Consider the following 18674-nt stretch of genomic DNA (forward strand, 5'->3'; position numbering starts at 1 on the left):
GTTTGGCTCCGTTGATTGATTCGGAGCCAGTATTAAGTTGTGGATTCCACAAAAAAGACTTTATTTACGCCATTCGTCCAGAAGGTCATCAAACTCCCCAGCTTCCCGGAATTTGGACAGGATCATCGTCTTGTAGCGGTTGAGAAGGGGTTCGGTCGTAGATAGTTCCTTGGCTGCTTTCTCTGCTCCTTCAAGATCTCCGTCAAGAAAACGAACCATCATTGAATCGCCCAGAGACAGTACTGCTGTCTGTGCGGCCAGAACTTTGAGAAGATTTCCGTGTGGACCAAAGCCCATCTGAGGTAATGCATTGTCGAAAGGATTCGTCAGGCGGCTCTGACGCAGATCGGATTGGGAGTCGAGTTGGTCCAGAAACTGTGTGAGTTGATGACGAATCAAGCCAACGGAGGCTACGGATTGTCTGTTTATCAGGATATCCCGTGCCCAACCTGCCAGCTCTTTGCGCTCATCCGCGTTCTCAAAAATTTTGATAACAACCTTCGGCTCGGAATATATGCCATGTAGGATTACGGAATTGTGGAAGGCGACAAGGTCCTTGGCTTTCAGATACCAGCGCTCGCGTTCACTGGCAGTGAACTCGATAGGTGCGTTCGCATCATCTAGGATTTTCTTTTTCTTCAGAGCACCTACAAGAGTATTTATCGAGTTCCTGAGCTTTGGAATCCGTGAATAGCTCTCGATACCGAACAGTTGGCGCAGGGCTTCTTTAACAGAAACATGGCTGTCACCCTCCACAGGATCGCTCCAAAAGATCCTCAACGCGCAACCTGTCGGTCGGCATTGTCACGTGTTGAGCGATGTAGGTTGCCTGCTGTAACCAATCGACGTAGCGACAATCAGAGTAGCCTTCACTGCGGCGATACTCGTCAATAACGCCACGGCAGTATCCTCCCCTCAGTGCTTCGCTCAACGATGTCATCTGTGCGGCGAGGAGGCGCTTTTCGTCTTGGTTCTTGTATATGCCGGTTAACTCGCTACAGCCTTGGATCAGTCGTTCCAGGCTTGTATCTGCCTGTGCCGGAGAGATCGAAAGGAGAACCACGAAGATAAGGCCGGACAACGTTTTCAAAACTACTCCTTATTTTGACTACCTGTAGCTGAGGCTTCAGCATGGATCACCGGAATTTGGTCCTCACCAGTCCGGTCTTGTTTTACTTCCGAGGGAGATGCCAGGTACAGGACCAGGCAAACCCCAACCCAAGAGAATATTTCGCCCCAGAAATTGGTGTCGGCGTTACTGAGTGCTTGATCGTAGCTCAAGCCAGCGTGCAAACCCCCAATTACCGATGCGATATAGAAAGCGATCTCAATAAAAAGAAACCCACCCATAAACAGGAAAATTCGGGATATTCGTGTCCAGAAGGTGGCGTTGAAGTGTGAACAGTGAATCCAGTATCGCCACAAAAGAAGTACAATCAGAGCTAGGAAAAACCACTCGTGGGTTGAAACGTCGTGTAACCCTTCGCCGTACTCGAAAACTGCTAATGGAATCATGGCAAAGCTTGCGAGCCCTGCTATGAAGAGCAGGACCATACTCAGCCAGTAGAGAGTTGTTCTGGAAAAGTGAGCAATCGAGGAATCTATTCGCACCCCGAGCGGAACGTCCGTGCTATGTTGCATGTAAAACTTCTATTTTTGAATTGAAAGGACGGGGTTCGCTTCTCAAGTAATTAGCTTTCGATGTTAACTTGGGGAGTACCTTTCCACAACTCCAACATACCAACAATATTTGAGCAGTTTGATGCAGGTCGCTACTTCAAAGGCGCGATGAATACGTTAGTCTTACGCCTCACCTCTGTCACTAGATTCTTTTGCGAGAAATCTCGTCTTAGTCTGGTTGTTTCACTCCCATACAGCTGAAAGAGCTCTTGAAATATACTGCTTCACGAGGTGATTGATCTTAGCTTATTCTCGGTATTAATAGAGTTTATTGTGGATCAAGAGTTCTGATCGTGCGCTCAACGGCCAGCGCAATCCGGCTGCGGGCGCTAATGCCTTGTTCCTTGAAACGCATCTGAGGTACTTCAATGTCCACGATGATATGGTCCGGAATCATAGACAGCACCTGCCGGATGGGAAACTCTCCGTCTCCGGGTAGCATTCGGTTCTTTACGGCTTCAGCGTAGAGATCCTCGGGGGTTTGATACATCCCGTCGCACACCTGAACATAACCGAGTTCGTGCGGTTCAAGGCTGTGGATGGAGTTAAGGGTTCCTCCGTTGCGGAAAAAGTGGAGCAGATCCAGTGCCACGCGCCCGTTCGCTCTGTTGGCGGCACGAAGAAGGGTCAGAGCCTCCTCAAGGGTGCGGACCGCTGAAAAACTGGTGAATTCCAAGGCGACATCCAGCCCATAGTCCTCGGCGATCCGGCAGAGTTCTGAAAAGGCGGCGACGGAGCGTGTGGGGTTGGTATCGTGCATGTGAACGGTAATTTGCCGTGCCCCCAGCCGGTTCCCCATGGCCAGACCCTCTCTGAATTCATAAATCTCGGTGTCAGGCCGAATCTGAAACAATTCGAGGTTGTTCACGGAGATATCATGCGCGATCAGAGCTTCCCGGAATTGTTGTTCACTCTCGCCGGGTGAAAGGGTGGGGTAGCCTGCCGCTTTCACTCCGGGCAGATCGCAGAATACGCCAACATAGTCGCACCCTGCCTGAGCGGCGTAAGCCGGTAAGTCGATGGGGGCAACATCCAACGCGGTCAGATGATGCAGGGAAAGTGTTCGTTGATGTTTCATTCAGGGGTTCCCTCGGGTCTCGGCGTCGACCGGAAGGCGCTGCCATAGGCAGCCCCGTCAGGAGGCACAACGCCTGAGACCGGTTTGGACAAGTCAGGCCGGTGTTTGTGCGTCTTGGGCTTTCAACAGATCCAGCGCCACATCCACAATCATGTCTTCCTGCCCCCCCACCATGCGGCGTTTGCCCAGCTCTACCAGAATATCCACCGTTTTCAGGCCATACTTCTGCGCCGCCACTTCGGAGTGGCGCAGGAAGCTGGAATAGACCCCGGCATAACCCAGGGCCAGGGTTTCCCGGTCCACCCGTACCGGTCGGTCCTGCAGCGGCCGCACAATGTCATCCGCCGCATCCATCAGCCCGTACACATCGGTGCCGTGCTCCCAGCCCATCTTGTCAAAGGCGGCAATACACACTTCCAATGGGGCGTTACCGGCGCCGGCGCCCATGCCGGACAGCGATGCATCAATGCGGTCACAGCCTTCTTCCACCGCCACGATGGAGTTGGCCACCCCGAGGGCAAGGTTGTGGTGGGCATGGATGCCGGTCTGGGTGTCTGGCTTGAGCACATCCTTGAGAGCGCGGAAGCGGTCACGAATGTCGTTCATGTTCATGGCGCCGCCGGAATCGACCACATAGAGGCAGGTGGCGCCGTAGTCTTCCATCAGCTTGGCCTGCTGCGCCAACCCCTGCGGGGTCTGCATGTGGCTCATCATCAGGAAGCCCACGGTGTCCATGCCCAGTTTGCGGGCATGTTCGATGTGCTGTCGGGAGACATCGGCTTCGGTGCAGTGAGTCGCAACACGCACAACTCTTGCGCCGGCGTTGTAGGCGTTGTCCAGGTCATGGACGGTGCCGATACCGGGCAGCAGCAGGGTCGCGATTTTTGAATGAGTGACCACTTCGGCCACCGCTTCGATCCACTCCAGGTCGGTGTGGGCACCAAAGCCATAGTTGAAGCTGGAGCCCTGCAGGCCGTCGCCGTGGGCCACTTCAATGGAGTCCACCTTGGCCCGGTCGAGGGCACGAGCGATGTCCTGCACGTTCCTGATCGAGTACTGGTGACGCACCGCGTGGCTGCCATCGCGCAAGGTCACGTCGGAGATGTACAGTTTCTTTCCGGGATTGAAAGTCATGGGTTGGTCCTCCTCAGTTGACCAGCGACTCGGCGATGCGCTCGGCAGTGCCGAGGGCCGCGGACGTCATGATGTCGAGGTTGCCGGCGTAGGCCGGGAGGTAATGGGCAGCGCCTTCCACTTCCAGGAAGATGGAGGTCTTGAGGCCACTGAACCGGCCCAGCCCCGGGACGTTCATGGGCTGGTCGTCGGGAATCACATCGAACTGGACCTTCTGTTTCAGGCGATAGCCCGGCACGTAGCTCTGCACCGCGGCGGCCATTTCTTCCACCGACGCTTCCACCTGGGCCTGGTCGGCGGCCTCGGACAGCACATAGACGGTGTCTCGCATCAGCAGGGGCGGCTCCGCCGGGTTGAGGACGATGATGGCCTTACCCTTCTTGGCACCGCCCACCACTTCAATGGCTTTGGAGGTGGTTTCGGTGAACTCATCGATGTTAGCGCGGGTGCCGGGACCGGCCGACTTGCTGGAGATTGAAGCGACAATTTCGGCGTAATGCACCTTGGCCACCCGGGACACCGCGGCCACCATCGGAATGGTGGCCTGGCCTCCGCAGGTCACCATGTTGACGTTACCCTCGGCCAGGTTCTGTTCCAGGTTCACCACCGGCACGCAGTAGGGGCCGATGGCCGCCGGGGTCAGGTCGACGATCTTGAGGGTGTCCTTGTGGCCCCGCAGAAACACTTCGTTGTGCATGTGGGCCTTGGCGGAGGTGGCATCAAAGACGATGTCGATGTCGGCGAACTCGGGCATCTTTACCAGCCCGTCCACGCCCTCGTGGGTGGTGGCCACGCCCATGCGCCGGGCGCGGGCCAGGCCGTCGGATTCCGGGTCGATACCGACCATGGCGCCCATTTCGATGTGCCTGCCGTTACGCAGGATCTTGATCATCAGGTCGGTACCGATGTTGCCGGAGCCGATGATGGCGGCTTTCAGTGTCTTGTTCATCACGTGTTCCTCAAAAGTCCGGTGGGCCTCAGTCGGCGCTGAATGACACGCCAACCTGGCCAATGCCGTTGATGACCGCCTCAAACCGGTCGCCGGCTGCGACCGGGGACATGGGGCCCAAAGCACCGGTCAGAATAAGGTCGCCTTTACGCAGGGGTTCGCCCAGTTCAACCATTTTACGGGCCAGCCAGACGGCGGCATTCAGGGGGTTGCCCAGGCATTCGGAGCCGTCGCCGGTGGAGACTTCCTCGCCGTTTCGGGTCATGGTCATGGTGGCCTTGCGCAGATCCACGCCGTCAATACGCCGGGCTGGCCCCCCAAGGACGAAGCAGCCGCTGGAGGCATTATCCGCCACAGTATCCACAAACCGGATGTTCCAGTTCGCGACACGACTGCCAACGATTTCCAGGGCTGGCATGACCCAGTCCACAGCTGCCACCAGCTCGGCCAGCCCGGTATCAGCCCGGGGTAAATCGTCGGCCAGCACCAGGGCAATTTCGGCTTCCACTTTCGGTTGCAGGACACGATGAAAGGGCACTTCTTCGTTGTCGCCGTAAGCCATGTCGGCATACAGAGTGCCGAAATCCGGCTGATTCACGCCTAGCTGCGCCTGAACTTTCGGGTTGGTCAGGCCAATCTTACGGCCGACAATGCGGGCACCGTTGGCGCTGGCGTGGGCAACATTCAAACGCTGGATCTGGTAAGCGGCTTCGGCATTTTCTTCACCGATCTGCTCACGCAGTGGCGCTACCGGCTCGCCAGAAGCTTCGGCCTGGCGTAATTGAGCCGCCAGCTCGTTCAGAACCTGTGGATTTACGATCATTTCGATGTCCTTCGAGCTATCCGGGTGCAATAATCAGTTAATGCCGTACTTCAGGAAGTCCAGCACCATGCGGTTGAACTTGTCGGCATATTCCCACTGCACCCAATGGCCACAACGATTGAATATGTGCAGCTCGGAACGGGGGATGCCGTTCAGCAGGCGCAACCCGATATCCATTGGGACAAAGCGGTCATCACGTCCCCAGACAATCAGGGTTTCGTTTGTGATTTCGCTCAGGCGGTGGCCGACGTCTGGAAACTGCCTGGGGTTGGCCGTGAGGCTTTTTACAAAGTTATCCAGGTGGTCCCGGCGTGCCAGCATGTTGTTAAGGCGGGTCTGGAACAGTGCTTCGGTCAGGTGACTTGTGTCGTACACGAAGATGTCCATCATGTCCCTGAGGTTGTCCATCGTCGGTTCACGGTACAGCTTGCCGATCCGCTTGATGCCCTCGGCCGGCATTGGGGTGAACAGGCTTCCGCCTCCGGTACCCCCTCCCATGAGGATGATTTTGTCCACGTGTTCCGGGTAGTCCAGGGTAAAGGCCACCGTACTGTGCCCCCCCATGGAGTTGCCGATAATGTGGACTTTCTCTAGGCCCAGCGCATCAATCAGCCCCTTCAGAACCCGGGCATTCAGGTGCGAGCGGGAACCGGTGTTCAGCACCGTGTCGCTTTTGCTCCAGCCCGGACAGTCCAGGAGAATGACCCGGTAGCCGGCGTCGGTCAGAGGCTGAATGTTACGGTTGAAATTGGCCCAGCCGCTGGCCCCGGGGCCGGAGCCATGCAACATCACAACAACCTCGGTGCCCACTTCTGTGTCGTTGTAGTGAATGTTCAGGTCCGAATCGCCTTCGCGAATGGAAACAAACTTACTGGTACCTGTTTCGGTCCATGGTTGTGTCATGTTCTTGTCCTTGTGCTTTCGAAACCTTGCGTTAGTGATTCCGGGTCAGGCCGGTACGGCTGTCAGTGCTCCGTAGCCGGCGATCCATTCAGGAATGGGCCGGTAGTAACGGCTTTCTTCCTGATATGGGCCAAAGGCGGCCATGGCTGCGGCGGCAGCCACCCAGTTCTTCACTTCGTGAGTGGATTTTCCGGCTTTGTCAGAGACGTCCTGATTGCTGACGTTGTCCAGAGACATCAGATCACCAGTGGCGATGCGTTCGAGAAACCACTGATCCCACTCGGGATTCAGGGGGTGCAGCGTGTTCTGGTTGTCCACGAACCGATGGGCGGCATCAATCACGCGTTGGGTCCGTGCCTGCCTTTCTTCGGTTGGCAGATTACGGCCACTGCCCAGAAGGCGTTCCTGAATGCGTGAATCTGCGGTTGCCAGTTCGGGAACCGGTGGCTGGTGGGAAAGCCCGCCGGACCCAATGATCAGAACGCGTTTGTTCAGCGTGGCCAGATACCTGCCCAGAGCGTCGCCCAGCAGCCGTGCACGCTGGAAGGACGGTAGCGGGACGGCGACAGAATTGATGAAGACTGGAATGACCGGTACCTGATCGAGGTGTCCGACCAGAAACTCCAATGGCTGTGCAAACCCGTGGTCGACCTGCATTTTGTGAGACAAGGCCACATCGACACCGGCATCCATAACGTATTGCACCGCGTCTTCTGACAGCTTCGCCGGAACCTTCAGATGACCGGCCGCGGTCCCGAAATCACCGATAGCGTAGGCGCTGGTGCCGATGCAGAACGACGGCATGATGTCGTAGAAGAAGCCGTTGTAGTGGTCGGGCGAGAATAAAAGGATAAGTTCCGGGTCAAACGCATTGACGCGTTCTCTGGAATGCCGGATGACGCGGTTTACCTCATTGAGAACCGATGGCTCGGGATCTACATGCCCTACCAGCGGGCTGTGAGATAAACATTGAAGTAACGCTTTCATGTCAGGTAACCATTATGGATATATTTTCGGGCTCTTTTATATAAAGAGCGTGTTGAAAACACGGGGTGGTCGGGATCTTTTATTAGAGCTTTTTCTTTGACGATAGGACTTTTATTTCAGGATAAGTATTTATTTTGGGTTTTAATATTTAGTAGCCATCAAAATTATAGGGAGGCAATAAAAATCAGATCAACAGAAAGTCAGTCGGGTGTGCACAAAGTGCACAAAGTGCTGGTTGATTTTTGTTGTCGCAGGGTGACATCCAGGGGCGATGGCAAGATCAGGCGATCATTTCGGAGTGATGTTATTAGAAGTTTAAGCTAATAAATTGTTATGTAAGGATATATTTTGTCCCCGGGAGGGGAGGTATGCTCTGATTTGAGTTCGAAGGGTTCGTGCACTATGTGCACACTAACCCATCGGTTCTTGGACATGGGTGCAGTGCAGTTATAGATTTCATCCTCGAAAACAACACACAAAAAAGGGTAAACCCATGAATTTCAAATTCCTGGCTTTTGGCCTGGCTTTTACCATTTTTTCCTCTGCGGTATTTGCTGGCCCAAAGTCCACCACGCTTCGTTTCTCCAATATCGCAGGTCCGACTTCTTTTATGACAACGGACCTGTTTGGTAACTATTTTGAAGACATTGAAAAACGCACCGACGGTAAGCTGAAAATAAAGATGTTCTCAGGTGGGACGCTGGTCAGCGCCAAAGATACCTTTGACGCGGTGGAGCAGGGGCTCGTCGACATGGCGTGGGGGGTCACCAGTTACACGCCCGGGCGTTTCCGGGAGCTGGAAGTGGCTGAGGTTCCCCTTTATGCCTCGGACATCTATGAGGCGTCTGTTGGGTTATGGACGCTCTACGAAAACGGCCTGATAAAGGGATTCGACAATGTTCACGTTTTCGCCATTCTCTCCTCAGGGATCCAGAGGCTTCATTCCACCAAGCCGTTGACGTCGTTTACCGCGCTGGAAGGCGAACGCTATCGGGCCGCAGGTCCGCTGGCTGCAAAATCCCTGGAGGCTTTCGGTGCTGACCCCGTAGCGCTGGCGGTGCCCTCGATTGCGGAAAACCTCTCCAAAAACGTGCTCACCGGCAGCATCAATGACTGGAATGCCGTGTTCACCTGGGGCATTGCCGACTACGTGAAATGGCATCTGGATGTGCCATTTGGTTCAAGCCCGGTTTTCATCACCATCAACAAGCGAAAATACAACGCGTTACCAGAAGATGTGCGGCAGGTTCTGAATGAGATGGGTGGCCGGAATTTCATTCGCTACTGGTCTGACAGCCTGGGTGGAGAAAATGAGCGTTTGCGCGAGCAGGTTGCGACTTCGGATCAGGACGAAATCACCGTGCCTTCAGAGAAAGACATTGAGGCCTGGAAAGCCCGCCTGACGCCAGTAATCGAAGAGTGGTCGGAAAATGTGGCCAATGGACAGGAGGTCTGGGAGACCTACCTGGAGGCAGTAAACAACGCCCATCAGTAATAACCGACTCCGGACATGCCTTGCCAGTGCCGGGCATGTTGTACCCACATTCTGTAAATGATCGATTATGGAACAGTCAAACGCTTTACTCACGGAATCCTGTATAGATTCAAAACGTTTCGGCCTGGATAACAGCTTTACGATGCTTACCCGGCTGAGTCTGATTTTCCTGATTGTTCTGGCGTCGTTGGCGTGTGTGGATGTGGTTGCCAGAACGGTGTTCTCCTATTCGTTTGCCGGAACCTACGAGCTGAACGAGTTGCTGGTTTCCGTGGTGGTGGCAGGGCTGATTGCCTCGTCCTTTTTTGAGTCGCGAAATATCAAGGTTGAGCTACTGTCCCGGTTTGGTCCCGTCGGCAGCGGGTTGATGGCCCTGTTTGAGCGTGCGTTATGTCTGCTCGCCCTGGCGGTCATCAGTTGGTCGTTTATCTCCAAGGCTCTGCAAACGCATCAGTATGGTGAAACCACGTCGGTGTTGGGGCTTCAGACGTACCCGGTCTGGAGTCTCGCCGGCCTGGTTGCGTTGGTTCTTGCCCTGTTTGTGATTGCGGGTATGGCTCGCCCGGTTCGGGACTGCCTGCGAGCGTTGTCGGGGGAGAAACTGCTGGCGCCGGTTCTGATCGTGGGCGCGGTCCTTGCGGTTGGCGCGGCCTACTTTACCCTGGCGGGAAGCAGTGATGCGTCGGCGGTATTTCTGGTGGTGGGAGGGTTCCTGCTTGCCTATGCGCTGATTCTGTTGCAGATCCCGGTTGGTGTGGCGTTGCTGGTAGTAGGTGGACTCGGAATTGGTGGTTACCTGGGGTGGCCGCAGGCACTGGCGATCACGGGTAATGTGGTGGTGGGCACGGCCACCAGTCTGGACCTGATTGCCATCCCTCTATTCCTGCTGATGGGTAACTTTGCGACGGCTTCCGGAATGTCTGGCCAGATCTATCGGGCGGCCTCCTCTGCGCTTGGAAGCCGAAAAGGGGGGCTGGCAATTGCTTCCATCGTCGGTTGTGGAGGGTTTGGGGCAATCTGCGGTTCCTCCATTGCAACCACGGCAACTTTCGGCAAAGTCGCTTTTTCGGAGATGGTGGATCGTCGGTATGCCTCGGCCCTGGCCGCCGGTACGATTGCGGCTGGGGGCACTCTGGGGGCTCTGATTCCGCCATCAGTGGTTCTGATCATCTACGCCATCATTGCCGAAGTGTCTATTCAGGAGTCTTTCCAGGCCGCCCTGATTCCGGGGCTGCTCGCGCTTGTTCTGTATTGCCTTGCCATTGTCGTCACCATCCGGCTGAAACCTGAGCTGGCTCCGGAAACTCAGGCCTTTGACCGTAACACCGCCGTGCGAGACCTGATCAAGGCCTGGCGCCCTGTGGTTCTGTTCGGCCTGGTAGTCGGTGGCCTTTACGGTGGGATTTTTACCACTCAGGAGGCGGGCTCGGTTGGAGCCGTGCTGGCTCTGCTGTTCTTTTTCTTTTCCGGGAACTTCAGTTTCAGCAGTTTCTGGGACAGCCTGCAGGACACTGCACTCAATTCCGCAGCCATTTACGTCATTTACATCGGGGCCAGTGTGTTTGCGGCGCTGATGAGCTTCGCGGGCGCCGCCGACCTGATTCTGGAGTACGTCAAACCGGAAGAAACGTCCCACTTTGTCATCCTGGCGGTGCTCGTACTGATCTATCTGGCCATTGGTACCATTTTCGATACGGTTGCCGCGGTACTTGTGACGGCGCCGGTGGTGCTGCCGCTGATTGCGGGAATGGGGTACGACCTTGTCTGGTGGGGGGTGGTCACGCTCTCGCTGGTCGAAGTGGGCATGATTACACCGCCCTTGGGGCTCAATGTGTTTGTCATGAAATCGGTCGTGGGCAATCGTGCCCAGATGATGGAAATTTTCAGAGGCGTAACGCCTTTTCTCGTGGCCGATGCGGTCAGGATCGTGCTCCTGGTGAGTTTTCCTGCCATCGCTCTCTGGTTGCCTGGCGTGATTTGAGGAAAATCGGATGAAACATGATGTTGTGATTGTGTCCGGCGCGGCCGGAGGGATTGGCAGGGCGGTGGCCGAGCGCCTGGCGCGTAAACAGACCTGCCAGCTTGTGCTGTGTGATGTCGACAGCCAGGGGTTGGCCGGCGTCTTGGAAAGCCTGCCCGGAGCGGGGCATCAGAGCTTTGTTGTGGACGTTGGCTGTGAGGACTCGGTCAGAGGCCTGTTTGATCGCCTGGAGAGCCAGGGGCTGCAGGCATCGGCGCTGGCAAACTGTTTCGGTATTTCGCCGGTTGGTGAAAACGGTGACCGAATTGGCCTGGAGCAGACCTCAGTCGATCTGTGGAACCGGGTATTCCAGGTGAACAGCACGGGGGTTTTTCTGATGTGTCAGGCGTTCCTGAGCCAGAGAGCGATCCGGGACAACAACCTGCCGGCGCGTATCGTGAATGTGTCATCGGCGGCGGCTCAGTTGGGGGGATACCGATCATGCCCGGCTTACATTGCGAGCAAGGCCGCCGTGATTGCGTTAACCAAGTCGATTGCCCGGGACTATGCCGACTACGGGGTTCTTGCAAACAGTGTTTGCCCCGGGCTGATTGATACCCAGATGTTCCGTCAAGGCTGTCCATCCGACAATGTGGCGTCCCGTGTGCCGGTTGGTCGTCTGGGAGAAGCCGAGGACGTGGCGGGTGCCATCGAGTTTCTGTTGTCACCTGCCGCCTCCTACATAACTGGCGCTTCGATCGACGTGAACGGGGGCTATCGAATGGCCTGAGGGAGCCACCTCCGGTTCTGAAAAGACCGACACATCCACCGGCAATAGTCATTCAATCGGCAGTCTGGCGAGCGTTGTTTACAACAATGTTCTGCCTTTCTGCTGCCGAATGAAAAGTCATTCCGGATTTATACATTCTTTTTCATTGAGTCAGAGCGGAGTGATTTGTCGATTTTATTTTTTGAGGTTCGTTTTTTGGGGGGGCTTTTATTTAAAGGAGGGAGGTTAAAAGAACTGTATCTCTGAATAGAAAAACAATATCTGAATTTACTGTGTTAAGGATAATCATGAATAATAAAATTAAAAAGATCGCTGCTGTTATTTCTGTTTCAACGCTCTTATCCGTGCCTGTCGCGAAAGCGGTCAGTTTTGATGTGGAAGGTACGCAGGTCAGCCTGAAAGGCTATGGCAAACTGGATTTTATTTACGACCTGGACGCCAAGCTTGGTAATGCGGCCTCCAACGCCGCTGTGCGGCTGGATGGTGACAAAGGCGCTGATGGTCACTTTGATGCCCACGCTTTCCAGACCCGACTTGGCATTGGCACCGAGACACCGACCAAATCCGGGGCGCTGACGACATACATTGAAGGCGACTTCTGGGGCGGTGGCGGTGGTACCCTTCGCCTGAGGCATGCCTATGGTTCCTGGAACGGTATCCTGGCGGGCCAAACCACCACCAACTTCACGAGTTTCCTCGGGTATACGCCTACTATCGATTTTACTGGCCAGGTGGGGCAGGCCAACATTGCCCGCCAGGCTCAGTTACGATACACCGTTCAGGGGCTCTCCATAGCGCTCGAAGACCCCTCGGGGCTGGGTGGAACAACCTACACGGGGGCGGCCAATGCGGAAGCCAAGAACAGCCTGCCGGATCTGACCCTCCGTTACGAACATTCTGGAGAGCGACTGTCCTATGCGTCTTCGTTGTTGTTGCGCCGATTGGAGGTCTACAACGAAGCCACGGATGATGAAGAGTCCGTCTTTGGTTACGGTGCATCGCTGGCTGCAAAAGTGCAGTTGGCGCCTACGGTGAGTGTTCAGGGATCGGTCATGTACGGTGAAGGCACGGGAGGTTACCTCTATCTCGGACCGGCTGCGCCTGCCTATGTGGAGCCTGGGAGTGGAGACGTTGAGGCCATCCCTGCGCTGGGTGTTGCGCTGGGTCTTACCGTAAAGGCGGGGCGTGGCAGTTATAATCTGGCCTACGGGCTTGGGAAAGCCGACTGGGATGATGCTCACCGCGATGGTGTGGTTGAAGCCGATCGGGACAACGAGTACCAGAGCCTTTATCTGAACTACATCTGGTCGCCGGTCAGCCGACTGGATTATGGGGTTGAAGTTTCTCACCACACGCGGGAAGTGGTTGATGGCCGTGACGGTTCTGCAACGCGGCTCCAGATGATGGCAAAGTATAGTTTCTGATACCTGATATCAGGCCCCCCGGCAGGGGGGCATTGATCTGGCGGGGTGCTTGTGTATAAAACAGTACAAGGGGTGGAACGGGGGCTCAAAATCCTGGAAACCATCAATGAAATTGGCTGTCGGGCGACATGCCATCAAATTTCGGTGATAACGGGCATTCACCGGACAACGGTCCGCCGTTATCTGGAAACGCTGGTCGCGCTCAACTATATCCAGCGTTCGGCAGACGATACGTTTTTTTACCTGTCACCGAACGTTCGTAAGCTGAGTGATGGTTATCGGCACGAAAGTGTGCACTCTCCAAAGACGCTGGAGCTGATGAACGAGCTTACGGCACATGTCATGTGGCCAGCGGATTTGTCCACCTTCAAACTGGATTCCATGCTGGTTATTGAGTCGACCCACCGTTCGAGCCGGCTTTCGCTGACAACGTCGATGATTGGCAAACGTTTGCCGATGTTGATGACGGCGAGTGGTAAAGCCTATCTGGCGAATTGTTCTGATAAGCAACGAAAGTACATTCTGGATATTCTGAAAAACGGCACGTCACTGGATGCCCGACTGGCCGGGGACGAAACCTACCTGAACAGGGTGCTGGCTGAGACACGACGTAAAGGTTATGGGCAGAATTCGGGTGAATGGGGCGAATACTCCAAGATTGCCTCTATTGCCGTGCCCGTATACGTTCAGGGAGAGCTCTTTGGCAGCCTCAACATTATCTTCCACCGGTCTTACATGAGCCCGGATGAAGCCGCCGAAAAGTTCTACGATTATATGTTGGAGAAAGCCCGGCTCATTGGTGAAAGCCTGAGAATCTAGGCGCGCTCCCGGTTGTTTACCCTATTTCTGAGACCGGGTGGTTGCCCGCAGAAACACCCCGCAGGATGAGCACTGGTCGGGCGCCATCAGTTTGGCCTGCCAACCGATTTTTGCCTCGCAGGCCGGACATCGCAGCCGCAGCTGAAACAGAATGATCGGCGTCACCAACGCCGCGAGTATCAGCCCGAGCGATCCCCAGTCATCGCCAGAAGACAGCCCTAACTGACTGCTGAATACCAGGACGACAATCAGCGTTACAAACGCAAAGACAAAATAGTTCCGGTTCCATCGTTCCCAACGGCGAAGTTGAGCATCCTGCTCCGGAGTCAGATACCTGCCAGACATAACGTTTCCGAGCCAAACTGTGAAGGCACAAGTTTGGCGCGCCTTAGCGCCAATTACAAACCCTGTCCAACAGGATGCTCCGGGCTCAGGATGCCTTCCTCCAGAGCCTGCTCCAGGTCATGGGCGGGAATGGGGCAGCTGATGAGGTAGCCCTGCACGAGATTACAGCGGTGAGCTTTCAGGAAATGGAGTTGTTCCTCGGTCTCCACCCCTTCGGCCACCACCTGGATGCCGAGGTTGTGGGCCAGGTTGATCACTGCGCGGGTGATGACGGCGTCGTCATGTCGTTCGGTGACGTCGGTAATGAACGATCGATCGATTTTAAGCAGGTCTACCGGGAAGTCTCTCAGGTACCCGAGGGACGAATAACCAACCCCAAAATCATCAATGGCCAGGTGCACGCCCAGTTGGTGCAGTTGGGACAACTGATTGAGATTGTGTTCGATATTCTGGATGAAAATTTCCTCGGTCAGCTCCACTTCCAGCCGGGACGGAGCCACCCCTTCTGAGTTGAGGGTCTGGCGGATGTGATCAATCAGGGTGTCGTCATCCAGCTCCCGGCCGGACAGGTTGACGGCAATCCGCAGATGTTCACAGGGGGTTCCCTTCCAGCGCGTCAGCTGCCGGCAGGCGGCACGCACCACCCAGCGCCCGATCTCTGTGATCCGGCCGCTTTCTTCGGCCAGCGGAATGAACTCGGCCGGCGGTAACAGCCCCCGGACCGGGTGTTGCCAGCGAATCAGGGCTTCGACACTGTTGATCCTGCCGGTTTCCAGATTGAGCTGTGGCTGGAAATAGAGCACAAATTCATCGTTGGCCAGTGCCTGGCTCAGATCCCGGTCCAGTTCCAGGCGCAGGACTTCCCGGTCCTGCATGCCTTCGGTGTAGAACTGGTAGCTGTTTCGGCCCTGCTCCTTGGCCCGGTAGAGGGCGATATCCGCATTGCGAAGGAGGGTGTCTGCATCCAGTCCGCTTTGCGGGTATACCGCTACCCCCATCGTCGCGGTAATACCATGGGCCTCGCCATGAACGTCAAAAGGTGCTGAAAAACACTGTTTGATCTGGCCGAGCAGGTGAATGACGTCGTCGATATCCTCGACCTGCTGCTGGCACACCATGAACTCGTCGCCGCCGGAATAGGCCACCAGGATCCGTTCGTTGCTCAGTCCGTTCAGTCGCTCAGATACTTTGATCAGCAGTTCGTCGCCGAACTGGTGCCCGAGCGAATCGTTGAGCATCTGAAACCGGTCAAGATCCAGCATAACCAAGGCGATCTGGCGCATCTGGCGATCGGCAATGTTGATGGTGTGGGCCAGGTCCTCCATGAAGAACCGACGGTTGGCCAGCCCGGTCAGGGTGTCGGTAGATTCCAGCCGTTCCAGATTTATCTGCATGGCCTTCCTCTGATCGATTTCCTGTTCAAGCTCACGCCGGGTTTTCAAAAGGGCCCGGTTGCGTTTCAGGATCAGTTGCACCAGAAGGGCGGTCAGGCTGGTCAGTAGTCCCATCAGGAGCAGGCTGGTGAACGTCATGGCCGGCCAGTGGCTACGTTGGTTGCGGACCCAGGCTTCGGTTGGCGTGACCGTCAGAGCCCAGTCCAGAGAGGGGAGGTTAATTGGCACGGTATGCTGAAAGGCGTGGGCAATGTCTGAGGAGGTGCTCAGAAGGTGATTTTTTCCGTCACGCTGCGTGATGGCTACCTGAAAGTGATCAAGTACCCTGGCGGTGAGCATCTGTTTGGCCAGCACATCAAGGCGAAAGACGCCGGCGATCAAGCCATTGTTTTCCGAGGCCCGGCCAATCGGGTGGTAGATCACCAGGCCTTCGCTGCCCTGTCTGAGGTGAATGATCCCGGAGATATTGTACTGGCCTGATGCGACTGCGAGTGCCAGCGCTTTTCGCCGCTCATCATTGAACGCAACGTTGAAGCCGACCACTTCGTGGTTGCCTCCCCAAGGTTCCAGCCAGCGAATGACGAAGGTTCTGTCTACCCATTCGATCGCCTGGTAAACACCGAAGTCTTTCAGGTAATTACGTGCGTCGTTCCGCCACTGGGTCTCGTTCAGGGTCGGGGCTGAATGCATCCGCATGGCCATTCGGCCAAGGGCGTCCAGATGCACCATGAATTCCCGTTCAAGGTTGTTGGCCAGCGCGTGGGCTTCGTTGTTCAGGTTTGTCTGAATCTGATAGGTGTTTTGCTGGATCAGCCCCATCCTCAACCCGGCTGCGGTCCCCAGGAACACCAGAAAGATCAGAATCGGGAACACCGGGCTCATTAGTGCCCGGATAATCAGTCTGATGGCGGTCTCAGGCTTCTCCACATAATGCTCCGGTGTGGGTGGGTTGAGGATGCCTGGTTTAACGGCAGGTTCCGCCTGATTATGAGCGATCTGCAACGGTTTTAGCCATGAGCTGTGAAATCCGGCCCTGCAGGGAAATTCCGTAGGCTCCATCGGGTAGTGGGGCCGAAATGGTCCGGGCTGGCGAGTCTGGAAGCCTCTGATCACCGAGGTCGAGCACCCGGGGGGGGACCGGATGCTTGTTGGCATCCAGAAGAATCTCCACTTTTGGTGTGAGCTTGCGTGCCGGATGTGAGCTGACCACAAGCGCGACTTCGCCGGTGCTGAGCTCCACGAGGCTGCCCGGAGGGTAGATGCCGACCATCCGGATAAAGGCTTCGACCATGCTGGTGTCGAACTGGTGGCCGCGGTTCTTGAAGAGAATGCGGACGGCTTCCGCCGGCGACATCCCGTTACGGTAGCAGCGGTCGCTTGTCATGGCGTCGTAGGCATCAACAATGGCAATCATTCGGGCATAGCGGCTGATTTGCCATTCGGGGAGCTGGTGGGGGTAGCCGCGGCCATCTATGCGTTCGTGGTGATGAAGGGTAACGTCGCTGATAATCGGGTCGAGGCTGGAATCCTGTTTCAGCATCGTGTGCCCGAGTGTGGTGTGTTCACGCATCACGGCGTGTTCAGACGGCGATAGCGGCCCGGGCTTGTTGAGAATCTCCCCGGGCACCCGGAGTTTGCCGATATCGTGCAGGAGGCCACACATACCGACCACTTCCAGGTCTTCTTCCGGCAGCCCCAGAAACCGGGCAAAGGCCATGGTGAAAACCGCCACCCGAAGAGAGTGTTCGGCGGTATAGGCGTCCCGGGTCTTGATGCGGGCCATCCAGAACATGGCGCTGGCATTGGCTTTGACACTCTCCGCACAAGACTGGATCAAGGGCCTGGCAGACGCCAGTTCCAGTTCATTGTGTTGCTCAATATCGCGAATGACTTTTTCAATGAATTTGTGAGTGCGGTTCCAGGCGTCCGCCGCGCGGTGCAATTCTTGTTCCAGAGGGCGCGTTTCGGTGAGCGGCTGAGAGGTTTTTTGCTTCAGTGCTGGGAGTGAGGCCAGGATGGGCGCCAGTCGTTCCGCTTCATCTTCAACCACGACCCAGTCGCAGTATTGTCGAAGAATTCGGGCTTCGTCGTCACTGTGCAGCGTGAACCCCTGAAACAACACAGGTACCTCGGTCCAGGGGCGATCCAGCTTGACCACCTTCATACCCGGACGGATGAGGTCCACCGGCAGACGGACCCGCTTCAGTGTCCCTGCAAGAGGTGATGCCCGCTGACCGGGTTGTTCGCTGCGTCTGTTGGCAGCGCTGAGTTTGTCTGGTTTACGTCGGAACCACATGACCCCGCCATTTTTTTGTTTATTGTTGGAAGAGTATCGCAGTATATCGTTTTTGGTAACAGGTATTGCTGGAAGTCTGTGATTTGCCTATTGATTGTGCTCAATTCTGGTCTGAATAGTCCGCCGGGGGTATGGCCCGGCAGGGCATCAGCGATGTGCAGGAGTTCGAAGACCCAGCCCGGGGATCTCCCGCTTCGGGCAGCGATCCATCACCACGGACAGGCCTGCGGCCCTGGCGCGTTCTGCGCCGGGCTCGTTGATGACGCCAACCTGCATCCAGAGAACCGGGATATTGTGCTCAATCACCTGGTCAATCACCGCATCGGTTCGTTCCGGGGCAAGAAAGAGTTCGGCCATGTCGACCGGCTCTGGCAAGGATGCCAGGTCCGGGTAGACGGTTTCTCCCAGAACCTGCTGTCCGGCCAGGCGCGGGTTGACCGGAATCACCCGGTATCCCTGCTGCTGAAGGTACTCCATCACCTCGTGGGAAGGGCGATTGGCCTTCTCGCTGGCCCCGACCAGGGCGATGGTACGGACAGATTCCAGAATGTCCCGGATCTGTTCAGGGGTGCTGTTGGGCATGATGGTAAGGTCCTT

Annotated in this window: 18 protein-coding genes; 5 read left to right on the top strand and 13 right to left on the bottom strand. The window is 56.0% G+C overall.

What is annotated here, in order from left to right; all coding sequences use genetic code 11:
- Window positions 1-60: 60 nt before the first annotated feature.
- The 9 genes from K325_RS0115140 to K325_RS0115180 all read right to left on the bottom strand — a co-directional run bounded on the left by K325_RS0115140 (window position 61) and on the right by K325_RS0115180 (window position 7554).
- Window positions 61-756 (bottom strand): hypothetical protein, encoded by a 696-nt coding sequence (locus tag K325_RS0115140; protein ID WP_029655108.1) that lies wholly within the window; start codon window positions 754-756, stop codon window positions 61-63.
- Window positions 746-1090, bottom strand: coding sequence for a hypothetical protein (locus tag K325_RS0115145; protein ID WP_029655109.1), 345 nt, complete (start codon window positions 1088-1090; stop codon window positions 746-748). Before K325_RS0115145 ends, K325_RS0115140 begins: the two co-directional genes overlap by 11 nt.
- Window positions 1091-1092: 2 nt before the next feature.
- Window positions 1093-1641, bottom strand: a complete 549-nt coding sequence (locus K325_RS0115150) for a hypothetical protein (RefSeq protein ID WP_029655110.1) — start codon at window positions 1639-1641, stop codon at window positions 1093-1095.
- A 307-nt stretch (window positions 1642-1948) separates the two neighbouring features.
- Window positions 1949-2758 (bottom strand): sugar phosphate isomerase/epimerase family protein, encoded by an 810-nt coding sequence (locus K325_RS0115155; RefSeq protein WP_029655111.1) that lies wholly within the window; start codon window positions 2756-2758, stop codon window positions 1949-1951.
- A 93-nt stretch (window positions 2759-2851) separates the two neighbouring features.
- The gene (dmpG, locus tag K325_RS0115160; RefSeq protein WP_029655112.1) at window positions 2852-3892 is read right to left on the bottom strand and encodes a 4-hydroxy-2-oxovalerate aldolase; all 1041 of its coding nucleotides are present in this window, start codon (window positions 3890-3892) and stop codon (window positions 2852-2854) included.
- Window positions 3893-3905: 13 nt separating this feature from the next.
- The gene (locus K325_RS0115165; RefSeq protein WP_029655113.1) at window positions 3906-4841 is read right to left on the bottom strand and encodes an acetaldehyde dehydrogenase (acetylating); all 936 of its coding nucleotides are present in this window, start codon (window positions 4839-4841) and stop codon (window positions 3906-3908) included.
- A 28-nt stretch (window positions 4842-4869) separates the two neighbouring features.
- Window positions 4870-5664, bottom strand: a complete 795-nt coding sequence (mhpD, locus tag K325_RS0115170; protein ID WP_029655114.1) for a 2-keto-4-pentenoate hydratase — start codon at window positions 5662-5664, stop codon at window positions 4870-4872.
- A 33-nt stretch (window positions 5665-5697) separates the two neighbouring features.
- Complete coding sequence (locus K325_RS0115175) at window positions 5698-6567, bottom strand: alpha/beta fold hydrolase (protein ID WP_029655115.1); 870 nt, start codon at window positions 6565-6567, stop codon at window positions 5698-5700.
- A gap of 45 nt (window positions 6568-6612) precedes the next feature.
- Window positions 6613-7554: a 3-carboxyethylcatechol 2,3-dioxygenase gene (locus K325_RS0115180; RefSeq protein WP_029655116.1), complete on the bottom strand. Its 942-nt coding sequence runs from the start codon at window positions 7552-7554 to the stop codon at window positions 6613-6615.
- 493 nt (window positions 7555-8047) lie between these two features.
- On the opposite strand from K325_RS0115180, the gene K325_RS0115185 reads away from it, so the two are divergent.
- The 5 genes from K325_RS0115185 to K325_RS0115205 all read left to right on the top strand — a co-directional run bounded on the left by K325_RS0115185 (window position 8048) and on the right by K325_RS0115205 (window position 14042).
- Window positions 8048-9049 (top strand): TRAP transporter substrate-binding protein, encoded by a 1002-nt coding sequence (locus K325_RS0115185; RefSeq protein WP_029655117.1) that lies wholly within the window; start codon window positions 8048-8050, stop codon window positions 9047-9049.
- A gap of 67 nt (window positions 9050-9116) precedes the next feature.
- Complete coding sequence (locus tag K325_RS0115190; RefSeq protein ID WP_084694260.1) at window positions 9117-11030, top strand: TRAP transporter large permease; 1914 nt, start codon at window positions 9117-9119, stop codon at window positions 11028-11030.
- A gap of 10 nt (window positions 11031-11040) precedes the next feature.
- The gene (locus tag K325_RS0115195; protein WP_029655119.1) at window positions 11041-11799 is read left to right on the top strand and encodes an SDR family NAD(P)-dependent oxidoreductase; all 759 of its coding nucleotides are present in this window, start codon (window positions 11041-11043) and stop codon (window positions 11797-11799) included.
- Between the two features lie 287 nt (window positions 11800-12086).
- Window positions 12087-13223, top strand: a complete 1137-nt coding sequence (locus K325_RS0115200) for a DcaP family trimeric outer membrane transporter (protein WP_029655120.1) — start codon at window positions 12087-12089, stop codon at window positions 13221-13223.
- A gap of 51 nt (window positions 13224-13274) precedes the next feature.
- A complete protein-coding gene (locus tag K325_RS0115205; protein WP_169441819.1) occupies window positions 13275-14042 on the top strand; it encodes an IclR family transcriptional regulator domain-containing protein in 768 nt (255 codons plus the stop codon).
- A gap of 21 nt (window positions 14043-14063) precedes the next feature.
- Here K325_RS0115205 and K325_RS0115210 read toward each other — a convergent pair whose 3' ends face one another.
- The 4 genes from K325_RS0115210 to K325_RS0115225 form a co-directional block, all read right to left on the bottom strand.
- A complete protein-coding gene (locus K325_RS0115210; protein WP_029655122.1) occupies window positions 14064-14387 on the bottom strand; it encodes a hypothetical protein in 324 nt (107 codons plus the stop codon).
- A gap of 53 nt (window positions 14388-14440) precedes the next feature.
- On the bottom strand, window positions 14441-16708 hold the full coding sequence (locus K325_RS0115215; RefSeq protein WP_036193636.1) for a putative bifunctional diguanylate cyclase/phosphodiesterase: 2268 nt from the start codon (window positions 16706-16708) through the stop codon (window positions 14441-14443).
- A gap of 58 nt (window positions 16709-16766) precedes the next feature.
- Window positions 16767-18077: an HD-GYP domain-containing protein gene (locus K325_RS0115220; RefSeq protein WP_029655124.1), complete on the bottom strand. Its 1311-nt coding sequence runs from the start codon at window positions 18075-18077 to the stop codon at window positions 16767-16769.
- A 147-nt stretch (window positions 18078-18224) separates the two neighbouring features.
- Window positions 18225-18659: a CoA-binding protein gene (locus K325_RS0115225; RefSeq protein WP_029655125.1), complete on the bottom strand. Its 435-nt coding sequence runs from the start codon at window positions 18657-18659 to the stop codon at window positions 18225-18227.
- Window positions 18660-18674 lie beyond the last annotated feature (15 nt).

The sequence above is a fragment of the Marinobacter daepoensis DSM 16072 genome, assembly GCF_000421165.1.
Classification (GTDB): domain Bacteria; phylum Pseudomonadota; class Gammaproteobacteria; order Pseudomonadales; family Oleiphilaceae; genus Marinobacter; species Marinobacter daepoensis.

Excerpts from the sequence above, each read along its gene's own strand:
- K325_RS0115210 (WP_029655122.1), bottom strand. The coding sequence starts at position 14,387 with ATGTCTGGCAGGTATCTGACTCCGGAGCAGGATGCTCAACTTCGCCGT.
- K325_RS0115185 (WP_029655117.1), top strand. The coding sequence starts at position 8,048 with ATGAATTTCAAATTCCTGGCTTTTGGCCTGGCTTTTACCATTTTTTCC.
- K325_RS0115155 (WP_029655111.1), bottom strand. The coding sequence starts at position 2,758 with ATGAAACATCAACGAACACTTTCCCTGCATCATCTGACCGCGTTGGAT.
- K325_RS0115195 (WP_029655119.1), top strand. The coding sequence starts at position 11,041 with ATGAAACATGATGTTGTGATTGTGTCCGGCGCGGCCGGAGGGATTGGC.
- K325_RS0115165 (WP_029655113.1), bottom strand. The coding sequence starts at position 4,841 with ATGAACAAGACACTGAAAGCCGCCATCATCGGCTCCGGCAACATCGGT.
- mhpD (WP_029655114.1), bottom strand. The coding sequence starts at position 5,664 with ATGATCGTAAATCCACAGGTTCTGAACGAGCTGGCGGCTCAATTACGC.
- K325_RS0115175 (WP_029655115.1), bottom strand. The coding sequence starts at position 6,567 with ATGACACAACCATGGACCGAAACAGGTACCAGTAAGTTTGTTTCCATT.
- K325_RS0115190 (WP_084694260.1), top strand. The coding sequence starts at position 9,117 with ATGGAACAGTCAAACGCTTTACTCACGGAATCCTGTATAGATTCAAAA.
- K325_RS0115220 (WP_029655124.1), bottom strand. The coding sequence starts at position 18,077 with ATGTGGTTCCGACGTAAACCAGACAAACTCAGCGCTGCCAACAGACGC.
- dmpG (WP_029655112.1), bottom strand. The coding sequence starts at position 3,892 with ATGACTTTCAATCCCGGAAAGAAACTGTACATCTCCGACGTGACCTTG.
- K325_RS0115180 (WP_029655116.1), bottom strand. The coding sequence starts at position 7,554 with ATGAAAGCGTTACTTCAATGTTTATCTCACAGCCCGCTGGTAGGGCAT.
- K325_RS0115200 (WP_029655120.1), top strand. The coding sequence starts at position 12,087 with ATGAATAATAAAATTAAAAAGATCGCTGCTGTTATTTCTGTTTCAACG.
- K325_RS0115150 (WP_029655110.1), bottom strand. The coding sequence starts at position 1,641 with ATGCAACATAGCACGGACGTTCCGCTCGGGGTGCGAATAGATTCCTCG.
- K325_RS0115225 (WP_029655125.1), bottom strand. The coding sequence starts at position 18,659 with ATGCCCAACAGCACCCCTGAACAGATCCGGGACATTCTGGAATCTGTC.